Source organism: Streptomyces sp. TRM68367 (assembly GCF_014495685.1).
Classification (GTDB): domain Bacteria; phylum Actinomycetota; class Actinomycetes; order Streptomycetales; family Streptomycetaceae; genus Streptomyces.
In genome coordinates, this window is record NZ_JACTVI010000157.1 from 1 (window position 1) to 11930 (window position 11930).

Below are 11930 nucleotides of genomic sequence, written 5' to 3' on the forward strand. Positions count from 1 at the left end.
CTGAATCATCGCAGGTCGGAAGCACCCTTCCTCCATGAAGTGACTGGCTGTCACTGAAGCTCCTGGTGCCGTGAATTCGTGAGGCCGGTGGACGGGGGCGCGCGGCACGGGTTCTGATGGCTGCCACCTGCGGGTTGTGCGGGCTGGTCGCGCAGTCCCGCGCCCCTTGGGTTGGTCAACTCACCCTTTCCGGGCGGTGCCTGGCTGCCCTCAGGCGTACCTCCGCCGGGAGTGACTTCAGGCCTGCTGAGTCGCGGGCGTGGGCCAAGGCCTGAGTGGTGAGGTCCGTCAAGGCTGTTCCGGGGTTCACGTGAGGTTCCAGGAGGAGGCTTACTCGGGCCGCGGGAGTGCTGCGGCGGCCGGTCAGGTGGGCGTGGGCGCGGGTGACGCCGTCCAGGTCGGTGGCCTCGGCCGCGAGGACATCCTCCATGGCACGTCCGCGCAGCAGCGCGCCCTCGCCGTCGCCGGTCTCGACGAGGACCTCGGCGAGCCGGCGTCGGCGCAGTACCGCGGTCAGCCACCACAGGGCGAGCAGGACGAGGACGGCGAGCGCGGCAAGGACGACCGGCCACCACCAGCCGGCGTCCCGCCAGCGCGTCCGTTCGGCGTCGCTGAGCAGCACGTCGTGCCGTGAGCCGTGGATCCACCAGGAGGGCGCCGGGGCGCCGAGCCCGACGGCGAGCACGGCTCCGCCGAGGACCAGCAGGACGAGGCCCACGACGGCGAGCAGTACGCGGTTGACGGTCCTGAGCACGGCCCTCACCCCTTCCGTCCGGGTCGCCGGACGTGCACCGACAGCGCGGGCGGCCGGGCGAGTCCCAGCCCGCGGACCGCGTCGGCGAGCACATCGTCCAGGTCGGCTCGTACGTCGTCCAGGTCCCGGAAGTGCGACACCGCGCGCACGCCGGCCCGGGTACGGCCCATCCGTACCCGCGCGGACTGCACGCCGGAGACCTCCAGGGCCCGGTCGCGCAGCACCATGGCGGCCGCGTCCCGGTGCAGTCCGGCGCGCACGTCGGCGTGCGGGCGCCGCATCGGCAGGACGTCCCGCAGTCCGGGCGTGACAGCCAGCACGACCAGCCAGATCCCGAGGGCCGCTGCGACGCCCGCCCCGACGAGCACCCAGATGTCGTCCAGGGGCCGCTCGGCGAGCTGCCGGGCCAGTTCCCGGCGCCAGGCCAGGGCGGTCCGGTCGGCGCGCACGGCGGCGATGTCGTACAGGAAGGCGCCCGCGGCGACCAGGATCAGCAGCGCCGTGATGCCCGCGGGGATGCGGCGCGCCGACCAGAAGCGCCCGTCGCCGCCGTTCTCGCCGTCCAGCACGGGCAGCGGGTCGTACGCCGCCGCCGACGCGGACTGGGACGGCCCGGCGTCCTTCTCGGCCTTCTCCATGACCGGCAGCCGCCGGGTGCTGCCTTCGGAGCCTTGGGGCTCGCTCATCGCGTCCTCCCCTGTCCGGCGCCGTGAGCCGCCACCAGGTGCAGCCGCTCCACCTGTACGACGGCCTCGGGCACCTCCATTCCCACCAACGCACCTACCCGCTCGACAACTTGACGACGCACCGCACAGCAGCGCGCGCCGATGTCGCAGGGGTAGTCGAGTTCGAGGTGGATACGGATGCGGGCGGTCTCGTGGTGGAGGGCGACTGTGGCGTGCGGCGGGGTGACGTCCGTTGGCAGCGTCCCGACCGCCTCGCGCGCCGCCTGCGCGGCGATCTTCGCGACGACCCGGTCGGCGATCCGGGTCGCGCCGCGCTCGCCCGGCGCGACGGCAGCCGGCGGCCGGCCCAGCTCGCCGGCCTCACTGGTCACGGACGTCACCGCCGCCGACCGTCACGGGTACGGAAGAAGTCGCCGAACTCCAGGTCCCCCTCGAGGAACCGGCCGACGACGAACCCGACGGCGCCCAGCGCCGCCACCAGCAGAAACGCGCCGAACCCGCCGAAATACCCGGCGAAGCCCAGCGCCATGCCGGCGATCATGCCGACCACGGCCATGCTCATCGTGCGCTCCGTTCGGTTGTCGGTGTGGCGGTGCGTCACTGGATCCGGGGCTCCGGCTCCTCATCCTCTTCCTCGGGCAGCTTGACATCACTCACCGCGATGTTGACCTCGACGACTTCGAGTCCGGTCATCCGCTCCACGGCCGCGATGACGTTCTCCCGCACTGCGCGGGCGACATCGGCGATCGCCACGCCGTAGTCGACGACGATCTCCAGGTCGAGCGCGGTCTGCTTCTCACCGACCTCGGCCTTCACTCCGCGGGTCACCGACTTGGCGCCGCCCGGCACGCGGTCCCGCACGGCCCCGAAGGTCCGGGACAGCCCGCTGCCCATGGCGTGCACGCCGACCACGTCCCGCGCGGCCAGTCCGGCGATCTTCTCCACGACGCCGTCCGCGATGGTGGTCCGTCCGCGCAGCCCGGGGTCTCCTCCGCCGCGGCGGAGTGTCTTGCGCGCCCCGGGCGTCTCCGGCACGTCCTGCCCACCGCCGGGCGTCGTCGTCCGGTTCTGCTCCGTCATGTCGCTCATCGCCGTACGTCCCTTTCGGTCGTCCTCCTCCGACCACGGTAAGTGAGGTTCCTCACTCGCGCGCCGGGGATGCGGCAGGCTGGAGGAATGACAACGGTGGACCGGTGGACGCAGGCGGTACGGCAGCAACTGGGTCTGGGGCGGATCGTGCCCCTGGGCGGCGCGCGCGACGGCGCGTGGATCGCCGAGACGGCGGCCGAGGCGGTGCTGAGGCGCGCGGCGGCGACCGCGCCGGGCGTGCGCCTCGACACGCTCCGCATCACGCTGGCCGACCCGCAGGACACGTCCGTCGCCGCCGTGCCGTCGCCGCCCAGCGCCCTGCCGCCGGGCCCGCTGCGCGTGACGGCGGACTTCGCGGCGACGGCGTCCGAGCCCCTGCCGACCACGGCCACGCGGCTGCGGGCCACCCTGGCGACGGCAGCGACGGAGCGACTCGGCCTGGTGATCGCGGAGGTGGACCTGCGGGTGACGGCCCTGCTGGACGAAAACCCGGAACCCGCCCCCGTACGCCCACCGGAGCCGACGCAGGCCACACCGGCGGCCGACGGCGACGAGGCCCGCGCGGCCACCGCCGCACTGACGGTCCCCGGCGTCGCCCATCTGACGGCCGCCCTGGGCCACCCGGTCCACCTGGACGAACTCCCGAACACCGACACGGCGCTCCCCCGCCGCCACGCCCGAGTGGAACTGGCTGTGGCCGATGACCACCGGGCGGTGGAGGTGGCCCGCGCGGTACGCGCAGCGGTATCGGACGCGCTACCGGACCACCCGACGGTGGCGGTGCTCGTAACGGCCGTCAGCTAGCAGGCCTGCGCCGCTATGGGCAGTCGTTCCGCTGAGGCGGAACGAGTGGGCACAGCGACCAGCGCCGGGTGCCGTTTCAGCACACGGCACCTTCACCGACGCTCATTCACCAACCCCGGCCAGATCCCGCAACCGGCGAGCCTGAGCCGCCCTCTCCGCAACCCGCTGAGTCTCGTAGTCCCGGTCCAGCGCCCCGCGCAACAACGCCTTGGTCTCGATCACGGCATCCCGCGGCGCAGCCAGCACCGCCGACGCGAGATCGCTCACCGCACCGTCGAGCTGGTCCACCGGCACGGCGAGATTCGCCAGCCCCGTACTCACGGCCTCCTGGGCCGTCACAAACCGCCCGGTCACGCAGATCTCCAGCGCGCGGGCGTAGCCGACCAGCCCCACCAGCGGATGCGTGCCCGTCAGGTCGGGCACGAGACCGAGGCTGGTCTCGCGCATGGCGAACTGCACGTCGTCCGCGACGACGCGCAGGTCACAGCCGAGGGCGAGCTGGAACCCGGCCCCGATGGCATGCCCCTGGACAGCGGCGACGGACACGATGTCGCTGCGCCGCCACCAAGTGAACGCCTCCTGGTACTCGGCGATGGTGGCGTCCAGCTCGGCGTCGCTGCCACGCGCGAGGTCGCTGAACGACGGCTCGCCTTCGAAGCCCTCGGGCGTGAACGCCTGCCGGTCGAGCCCGGCCGAGAACGACTTGCCCTCGGCCCGCAGCACGACGACCCGGACGGACCCCGGCAACAGCCGGCCGGCCTCAGTCAGCGCCCGCCACAGAGCGGGGCTCTGCGCGTTGCGCTTGGCCGGGTTGGCCAGCGTCACCGTGGCGATCGCGTCGTCGACGGTGAGCCGTACGCCGTCCTTGTCGAGTACGGGACCCAGGTCCTGGGCGGGCGTAGCCATGGGGCACCTCCGATGCGTGCAGTCCGCTAAGTGACTGCACAGTAACCACCCGGCCGGTCACCCGACCGACCGGGTGGCCACCATCGAAGCGAGGGGCCGCCCGGGGTCAGGCCGATGTGGCCTTCTTGCCCCGCGTTGCCCCACCACGCCCTCGGAGCGTGACGCCCGACTCGCTGAGCATGCGGTGCACAAAGCCATACGAGCGGCCGGTTTCCTCGGCCAACGCCCGGATGCTCGCACCGGCGTCGTACTTCTTCTTCAGGTCTGCCGCGAGCTTGTCGCGCGCGGCGCCGGTCACCCGGCTGCCCTTCTTCAGAGTCTCGGCCACCCGTGCCTCCTCATGGGAAGTGCGCTCTGGTCTCCTCATGATCACCCCTCCGGGGCTTCATGGCCACCCATTCGGCAAGGTCCGTGAGACAAGATTGTGACGACGGGAGCGCATCCCCACATGTGGAATCCTGAATTCCACCCCGTGGTGTTCGTTCGGCCGAACGAGTTCTTTCGTGAAGTGCCAGGTCAGAGACGCGCGACGGCCGATCTCCCGGTGGCGGAGAGATCGGCCGTGAATTCGATGTAGGACACACCCCGATACGAGGAGATCTCACACAGATGATGGATCACGGATCGGCCGAATGATCCATACGGAGTGGATCACGCAGTGAATCACGCCGTGGATCACGCATTCGGTCACGCCAGGGCGACGAGATCGGCGTAGTCCGCGCCCCACAGGTCCTCGACGCCGTCCGGCAGCAGAATGATCCGCTCCGGCTGGAGCGCCTCGACCGCGCCCTCGTCGTGCGTGACGAGGACGACCGCGCCCTTGTAGGTGCGCAGCGCGCCGAGGATCTCCTCTCGGCTGGCCGGGTCGAGGTTGTTGGTCGGCTCGTCGAGGAGCAGCACGTTCGCCGACGAGACCACGAGCGTGGCGAGGGCCAGGCGGGTCTTCTCGCCGCCGGAGAGGACCGCGGCGGGCTTGTCGACGTCGTCGCCGGAGAACAGGAACGAGCCCAGCACCTTGCGGACCTCGGCGAGGTCCATGTCGGGCGCGGCGGAGCGCATGTTCTCCAGGACCGTGCGGTCGGGGTCGAGCGTCTCGTGCTCCTGGGCGTAGTAACCGAGCTTGAGGCCGTGGCCGGGGACGACCATGCCGGTGTCCGGCTGTTCGACCCCTGCGAGGAGCCGGAGCAGAGTTGTCTTGCCGGCGCCGTTGAGGCCGAGGATCACGACCCTCGACCCCTTGTCGATGGCCAGGTCGACGTCGGTGAAGATCTCCAGGGAGCCGTACGTCTTCGACAGCCCCTCGGCCATCAGCGGGGTCTTGCCGCAGGGCGCGGGCTCGGGGAAACGCAGCTTGGCGACCTTGTCCTTCTGGCGGACCTCCTCCAGCCCGGCCAGCAGCTTGTCCGCACGGCGGGCCATGTTCTGCGCGGCGACGGTCTTGGTGGCCTTGGCGCGCATCTTGTCGGCCTGCGAATGGAGCGCCGCGGCCTTCTTCTCGGCGTTGGCGCGCTCGCGCTTGCGGCGCTTCTCGTCGGCCTCGCGCTGCTGCTGGTAGAGCTTCCAGCTCATGTTGTAGACGTCGATCTGGGAGCGGTTGGCGTCCAGGTAGAACACCTTGTTGACGACCGTCTCGACCAGGTCGACGTCGTGGCTGATGACGATGAAACCGCCTCGGTAGGTCTTGAGGTAGTCGCGCAGCCAGACGATCGAGTCGGCATCGAGGTGGTTGGTCGGCTCGTCGAGCAGCAGGGTGTCCGCGTCGGAGAACAGGATGCGGGCCAGCTCGATACGGCGGCGCTGACCGCCGGAGAGCGTGTGCAGGGGCTGGCTGAGCACCCGGTCGGGCAGGTTGAGCGCGGCGGCGATGGTGGCGGCCTCGGCCTCGGCGGAGTACCCGCCCTTGGTGAGGAACTCCGTCTCCTGACGCTCGTACTGCTTCAGCGCCTTCTCGCGGGTGGAACCCTTGCCGCCCGCGATGCGCTGTTCGTTCTCGCGCATCTTGCGGATCAGGACGTCGAGGCCGCGCGCGGACAGGATGCGGTCGCGGGCCATGACATCGAGGTCGCCGGTGCGGGGGTCCTGCGGGAGGTAGCCGACCTCGCCGGACCGGGTGATGGTGCCGGCGGCGGGGATGCCCTCGCCCGCGAGGCACTTGGTGAGGGTGGTCTTGCCGGCGCCGTTGCGGCCGACCAGGCCGATGCGGTCGCCCTTGGCGACGCGGAAGGTGGCGGACTCGATGAGGACGCGGGCACCGGCGCGCAGCTCGATGCCGGAAGCGGAGATCACTGGTCAGACTCCTGGGCGGGTGGTGGGCGGGAGAGGCGGCTGAGGGCGTTCCCGCCGTCTAATGCGCGAGGAGAATGGCCATGGAGCCCATTCTAACGGGGCCGTGCAACCACTTTTTCTGCGTTCGGGTGGTCGGGCCGATGCGCAGGCCGTTGTCAGTGGCGGGTGCAAGACTGAGAAGCAGGCCGGAGGTCGGCTGACCTGCGGCAGTCATCCCGGCAGTGGACACGAGGAAGTGATCGCCATGGCAGGCACGGTCGGCGGGCGTCCGAGCATCTACCCGACGGTGCTGTACGCGGATGCGAAGGCGGCGATCCGGCAGCTCACGGAGGCATTCGGATTCAGCGAGCTGGCGGTGTACGAGAGCGAAGAGGGCTTGGTGGTGCACGCCGAGCTGGCGCAGGGCAACGGCGCGGTGATGGTCGGCTCGAAGGGCACCGGCAGCCGCTACGACGAGGCCATGAAGGGCGCGGGCCCCACGGGGGTGTACGTCGTCGTGGACGACGTCGACGCGCACCACCGGCAGGCCGTGGAGCACGGCGCCGAGATCCTGATGCCCCCGACGGACCAGGACTACGGCTCGCGGGACTACATGGCCCGGGACCTCGAGGGCAACATCTGGAGCTTCGGCACGTACGCCCCCGAGATACGGGGCTGAGGCGTTGCCGCCCGCAGGCCGGGCGCCCGCCGTCCTAGCTGCCGCCGGTGTGCACCTGGAAGGCGGCCCGGCGCACGGCCTTGGCCAGGGCGGGGTCGGGGTGGGCAGCGGCGAGCGCGACCAGGACCTGCACGGTGCGGGGGTGGCCGACGGCGCGCACCTCGTCGAGGAGTGCGGGGATGGTGGGCTGCACCGCGGACTCCAGGTGCCGCACCAGCATCGGGGCCTCGCCGTGGTCGGCGACGGCGGCGGCGGTGTCGACCCACAGCCAGGTGGCCTCCTCGCGGGTGAGGACCTCGTGGGCGTCCTCCGCGTCGACGCCGTCGTGCTCGGCGAGCCACAGCAGGGCGTACGGCCGCAACGTCGGCTCGTCCAGTACGGCGCGGACGTCGGGTTCGGCGGGGGCGCCGACGACGCGCAGCGCCTCGAAGGCCAGGCCGCGCAGCAGGGCGTCCTCGCCCCGGGCGGCGTCGAGGAGCTCGGTGACGGCACTGCCGACGGGGCGGGCGGCGAGCCAGGCGCGGTACTCGGCGCGGGCCGCGTTCGGGCGGAGCTGGGCACAGCCGCGGAGCATGTCCTCGGCCGCCTGCTCGATGTTCCCGGCGGGGCTCTGGGCGGCGACGCAGATCTGCTCCAGCTTGACCCAGACCGCCCAGCTGCCGAGCGGGGTGAGCGTGGCCTGCCCGTCGCCGTAGGTGAGGGCGCCGACGGAGGCGAGGGCGCGCAGGGCCCAGTCGAGGAGCGGGGCGAGCGGGGCGTCGCAGGGTTCCGGCTCCGGGGCCGGTTCGGGCTGGGGGCCGTAAGGAATCTCGCAGCGTTCGGTGCGCAGTTCGGTGACGCGCTGCTCCAGGAGGTCGAGGAGCTGCGGCACGGGGACGGGGCCGGCGGACAGCTGGAGGAAGGAGAGCACCTGGGGCATGGCCGAGACGACCTCGGCGACGGCGGCGGGCTCTGGGCCCTCGGGCTCCGGGCAGGCGAGCGACCAGGCGTCGAACAGGGCGACCCAGCCGCGCAGTACGGCGCTGTCGTCGCGGTCCCAGGCGCGCAGCCGCCAGCCGGGCCGGGCGCGGTCGCCGTGCACCTCGACGAGGCCGGCGAGGCGGGCGGTGTCCCAGTCGGCGCGCACCTGAGCCGCGGTCAGGCCCAGGTCGCTGGCCGCCAGTTCGGCGGTCGCCACGGAGAGGGTGGCCTTGCCGTCGGCGGTGGCGGCGTCGCGGCCGGGGCCGAGGGCGGAGTCGGCCCAGCGGGCGACGCGGGCCGCGGCGGCCAGACCAGAGCGTGCCATTCTGGCCAGCTCCGCGGGGGCCGGGGTGCCCTCCGGGGGGCGCGGTGCGGGGCGGGCTGGTTGTCGCTGGTTCACTGCTCTGGGGGCGGCGGCCAGGGGTCGCGGGCGGACGAGTCGGAGCCTGGAGTCGCGCGGGATACGGGACGTCACAAGTGCAGTCTTCCGGTTGACGGTCCGAAAACCCAAACGGAATGCCGGTGAGTGGCTGCGGAGGGCCGACGCGGCGCCCTGCGGGCGGCTGGGACGCCGGGATCGAGCCAGTGGTCTGGCGTTAAACGGAATCGGCGTGAGGTGAGGGGAGGGAGTGCGGCTGGGTTCGGCACCGCCGGGCAGGTGCATCGTGGCTGAGGGCCGTTGCGGCGGGATGAGGGGACCGGGATTTTCTAGGCGGCGGTCACAGCGGCGGGTCGGCGACAAGACGGCCGGCGGTCACGTCAGGCGGTCGGCGACAACGCGGTCAGCGGTCACATCAGGGGGGTCAGGAAGCGGCGGAGGGCTTCCTCGTAGGTGGTGGGGTCGGCATTCCACATGGCTGCGTGGGGCGCGTGCTGGACCGTGTGGAGGGCGGTCGTCGTGGGGCGGGCTTCGGCCAGGCGGCGGGAGAGGTGCCAGGGGGCCACTGTGTCGCCGGGGCCGTGGAAGATCAGGGTCGGGACGGTGAGGTGGCCGGGGTCGGCGGGCTCGGCGCGGTGGTCGCCGTACAGGCCCGTGCGGCCCTGGGCGGCGCGGACGGCGAGCGGCAGCAGTGCGGCCGGGGTGCGGCGGGCCCGGACGAGGGCGCGCAGGGTCGTCTCCCAGCTGAGCACCGGGGAGTCCAGGACCAGGCCGGAGATGCGGTCGCGCAGCCCCGAGTGCGTGGCGGCGCGCAGCGCCATGGTCGCGCCGGTGGACCAGCCGTGCAGGACGATCCGCCGGGCTCCGTCGCGCACGGCGTAGCGGATCGCCGCGTCCAGGTCGCGCCACTCGGTCTCGCCGAGGTGGTTCAGGCCGTCCGGTGAGCGGGGTGCGCCGAGGTCGCCGCGGTAGGCGGGGGCGAGGACCGGGAAGCGGTGGCGGTGCAGGAACTCCATGATGTTCATGGCGTGTTCCCGGGTGGTGCCCAGGCCGTGCACGGCGATGACCCAGGTCTCGCGTATGCCCGGCACGAACCAGGCCGGGAGTGAGCCGAGTTCGCCGGGTACTTCGATGTCGGCGTGGTCGAGGCCGAGGGCGGTGCGCGGGTTGCCGACGTGCAGGTTCGGGGTGAGCCAGGCGCGGTCGCCGGGCTTCAGGGTGCCGTGGGTGACGCGTTCCAGGCGGCGTACGACGGTGTCGGCGGTGTGCGGGGCGGCGACCAGGACGGGGCCGACGACCGCGTGGGAGCCGTCGCCGGCGAGGCCGTAGCGGCCGGGGCGGAGGGTGGCGAGGTCGCGGGTGAGGGTGATCTGGCCGGCGGCCGTGCCGTGCACGGTGAGCCGGGGTTCGCCGGGCAGTGGTCGGCCCGGGGATGCCTTGAGCGCGGCGTCGCTGGCGAGCCGGCCGGCGGCGACGCCGACCGCGCCGGCTGCCAGGGCTGCGGTGATGGCGGCGGCCGTCGCTGTGACTGTGCGCACGGGTCCAGTGTCCTGGCGGACCCGGTTGGCGGCCAGCGGGGCGTCTGCTTGGGGTGACGTGGCTTTTCGGGTGCGGGGTGTTGGGGTGCGTCGTCAGAAGGGTGACCGGCGTTGAGCGGCGGTCAGTTGCGCTGGCCGTAACCCCGTAGCTGTTCCTCCACCTCCGTCAGTTGTTCACGTGAGAGCAGGGACGGGGTCAGGCCCGGGACCGACGACGCCGTGAGCCAGAGGCGGCACATCCACTCCAGTTGGGCGGTGCGGTCGTAGGCCTGGGCGAGGGTCGTGCCGTAGGTGATCGTGCCGTGGTTCTGGAGGAGGCAGCCGGAGCGGTCGGTGAGGGCGTGGAGCATGTTCTCGGCCAACTCGTCGGTGCCGTATGTCGCATACGGGGCGACTCGGACGGGGCCGCCGAGTGCGGCGGCCATGTAGTGGATCAGCGGCAGCTCGCTGACGAGCGTCGAGACGGCCGTCGCGTGCACGGCGTGGGTGTGGACGACGGCGCGGGCGCCGGTGGTGCGGTACACGGCGAGATGCATGGGCAGCTCGCTGGTCGGGACCAGCGTGCCGAGCACCTGTCGGCCGTTGAGATCGACGCCGGTCGCGTCCTCCGGCGTCAGCCGGTCGTACGGCACGCCCGACGGCGTGACCAGGACCGTGTCCCCGACGCGCACCGAGACGTTGCCGGACGTCCCGGCGACCAGTCCGTCGGCCACCGTCCGGCGGGCCGTCGCGACGAGGTCCGCCCAGGCGCGCGCCTCCTCCTCGCGCACACGCCTCCCCCGCGGCTCCGCCCCATCCTGTGCCCCGTCCCGGACGTCTCCCGCACCCCACTGGTGCTGCTCAGCCATGCGGCGATCCTGCCAGGCGGGTCAACGACGCGCCGCAGGGTGGGCGGACTTCAGGCCGGAATCCATACATCCGACAGAGTGCATAACAGAACATTTCAACCGCCCCGCACTCTTGGCCGGAGGTCGTCGAGCGTCCAATGATCTTCCACTACTCTCTGCGTGATTTGTCGCGCACGTCGCCATTCAGGGGAACCATGGCTCGTGATCACACATCGTCCCGTCGCTCACGCCTCCTCGCGGCGTCGGTGGCGGCGCTCGCGCTCGGCGGGGCCGCACTCGCCGAGATCCCGGCCGCGGCGGCGAGCGGGCCGAAGGGACACGACGTCTCCTCGCACCAGAAGAACGTCGACTGGCAGAGCGCGAAGGCGAAGGGGGCGAGGTTCGTCTACGTCAAGGCGACCGAGTCCACCACCTACCGCAACCCCTACTTCAACCAGCAGTACAACGACTCCCGCGCGGCGGGCCTGATCCGCGGGGCCTACCACTTCGCGGCGCCGGACAAGTCCTCGGGCAGGGCCCAGGCGGCGCACTTCGTGACCAACGGCGGCGGCTGGACGGCGGACGGCCGGACGATGCCGCCCGCACTGGACATCGAGTACAACCCGTACGACAAGAAGCACAAGTGCTACGGCCTGAGCAAGGCCAGGACGGTCGGCTGGATCAAGTCGTTCAGCGACGAGGTCAAGCGGCGCACGGGCCGCCGCCCGGTGATCTACACGACCACCCACTGGTGGAACACCTGCACCGGCGGCAGCAGCGCCTTCGCCGCGAACCACCACCTGTGGATCGCCCGCTACAACAGGTCGGGCGCCGGGACGCTGCCGGCCGGCTGGTCGTCCTGGACGATCTGGCAGTACGACAACGGCGGCACCCTGCCGGGTGACCAGAATCTCTTCAACGGGTCAATCGATCGGCTGAAGACGTTCGCCAGGGGCAACTAGCCCCGTACTTCGCGGGTCACTGATTCAGGTCTGTGGCCAGCGGGTTCGTGTGACTTCGATGCCGAGGAGTTCGAGGAGGTG

General features: G+C 72.0%; 14 protein-coding genes. 3 read left to right on the top strand and 11 right to left on the bottom strand.

Annotated features, from left to right (window positions below):
* Positions 1-175: 175 nt before the first annotated feature.
* Genes amaP through H8R17_RS42620 form a run of 5 tightly spaced genes read right to left on the bottom strand, consistent with a single transcriptional unit; the run spans position 176 to position 2529 of the window.
* Positions 176-763 carry an alkaline shock response membrane anchor protein AmaP gene (gene amaP, locus H8R17_RS42600; protein ID WP_187828555.1) on the bottom strand — a complete coding sequence of 196 codons (588 nt, stop codon included), beginning with the start codon at positions 761-763 and terminating at the stop codon, positions 176-178.
* Positions 760-1440 carry a DUF6286 domain-containing protein gene (locus tag H8R17_RS42605; protein WP_187828556.1) on the bottom strand — a complete coding sequence of 227 codons (681 nt, stop codon included), beginning with the start codon at positions 1438-1440 and terminating at the stop codon, positions 760-762. Before H8R17_RS42605 ends, amaP begins: the two co-directional genes overlap by 4 nt.
* On the bottom strand, positions 1437-1811 hold the full coding sequence (locus tag H8R17_RS42610) for a hypothetical protein (RefSeq protein ID WP_399478032.1): 375 nt from the start codon (positions 1809-1811) through the stop codon (positions 1437-1439). The genes H8R17_RS42605 and H8R17_RS42610 overlap by 4 nt, the downstream gene beginning before the upstream one ends.
* Before the next feature lie 5 nt (positions 1812-1816).
* Complete coding sequence (locus H8R17_RS42615; protein ID WP_187828558.1) at positions 1817-2002, bottom strand: hypothetical protein; 186 nt, start codon at positions 2000-2002, stop codon at positions 1817-1819.
* A gap of 35 nt (positions 2003-2037) precedes the next feature.
* Complete coding sequence (locus tag H8R17_RS42620; protein ID WP_187828559.1) at positions 2038-2529, bottom strand: Asp23/Gls24 family envelope stress response protein; 492 nt, start codon at positions 2527-2529, stop codon at positions 2038-2040.
* A gap of 87 nt (positions 2530-2616) precedes the next feature.
* Here H8R17_RS42620 and H8R17_RS42625 point away from each other — a divergent pair, with 87 nt between their 5' ends.
* A complete protein-coding gene (locus H8R17_RS42625; RefSeq protein ID WP_187828560.1) occupies positions 2617-3333 on the top strand; it encodes a nucleopolyhedrovirus P10 family protein in 717 nt (238 codons plus the stop codon).
* Positions 3334-3435: 102 nt separating this feature from the next.
* On the opposite strand, the gene H8R17_RS42630 is transcribed toward H8R17_RS42625, so the two are convergent.
* From H8R17_RS42630 to H8R17_RS42640, 3 genes are all read right to left on the bottom strand, one after another.
* Positions 3436-4239: an enoyl-CoA hydratase/isomerase family protein gene (locus H8R17_RS42630; RefSeq protein ID WP_187828561.1), complete on the bottom strand. Its 804-nt coding sequence runs from the start codon at positions 4237-4239 to the stop codon at positions 3436-3438.
* A 106-nt stretch (positions 4240-4345) separates the two neighbouring features.
* Positions 4346-4567 carry a helix-turn-helix domain-containing protein gene (locus H8R17_RS42635; RefSeq protein ID WP_003976983.1) on the bottom strand — a complete coding sequence of 74 codons (222 nt, stop codon included), beginning with the start codon at positions 4565-4567 and terminating at the stop codon, positions 4346-4348.
* A gap of 359 nt (positions 4568-4926) precedes the next feature.
* Complete coding sequence (locus H8R17_RS42640; RefSeq protein ID WP_187828562.1) at positions 4927-6525, bottom strand: ABC-F family ATP-binding cassette domain-containing protein; 1599 nt, start codon at positions 6523-6525, stop codon at positions 4927-4929.
* A 244-nt stretch (positions 6526-6769) separates the two neighbouring features.
* Between H8R17_RS42640 and H8R17_RS42645 the strand changes: the two genes are divergently transcribed.
* The gene (locus H8R17_RS42645; RefSeq protein ID WP_187828563.1) at positions 6770-7183 is read left to right on the top strand and encodes a VOC family protein; all 414 of its coding nucleotides are present in this window, start codon (positions 6770-6772) and stop codon (positions 7181-7183) included.
* A 34-nt stretch (positions 7184-7217) separates the two neighbouring features.
* On the opposite strand, the gene H8R17_RS42650 is transcribed toward H8R17_RS42645, so the two are convergent.
* The 3 genes from H8R17_RS42650 to H8R17_RS42660 all read right to left on the bottom strand — a co-directional run bounded on the left by H8R17_RS42650 (position 7218) and on the right by H8R17_RS42660 (position 10908).
* Positions 7218-8468 carry a hypothetical protein gene (locus H8R17_RS42650; RefSeq protein WP_223126113.1) on the bottom strand — a complete coding sequence of 417 codons (1251 nt, stop codon included), beginning with the start codon at positions 8466-8468 and terminating at the stop codon, positions 7218-7220.
* Between the two features lie 464 nt (positions 8469-8932).
* The gene (locus H8R17_RS42655) at positions 8933-10060 is read right to left on the bottom strand and encodes an alpha/beta fold hydrolase (RefSeq protein WP_187828565.1); all 1128 of its coding nucleotides are present in this window, start codon (positions 10058-10060) and stop codon (positions 8933-8935) included.
* A 122-nt stretch (positions 10061-10182) separates the two neighbouring features.
* The gene (locus tag H8R17_RS42660) at positions 10183-10908 is read right to left on the bottom strand and encodes a class II aldolase/adducin family protein (RefSeq protein ID WP_187828566.1); all 726 of its coding nucleotides are present in this window, start codon (positions 10906-10908) and stop codon (positions 10183-10185) included.
* A gap of 194 nt (positions 10909-11102) precedes the next feature.
* Between H8R17_RS42660 and H8R17_RS42665 the strand changes: the two genes are divergently transcribed.
* Positions 11103-11849: a lysozyme gene (locus H8R17_RS42665; RefSeq protein WP_187828567.1), complete on the top strand. Its 747-nt coding sequence runs from the start codon at positions 11103-11105 to the stop codon at positions 11847-11849.
* The last annotated feature ends 81 nt before the right edge of the window (positions 11850-11930 follow it).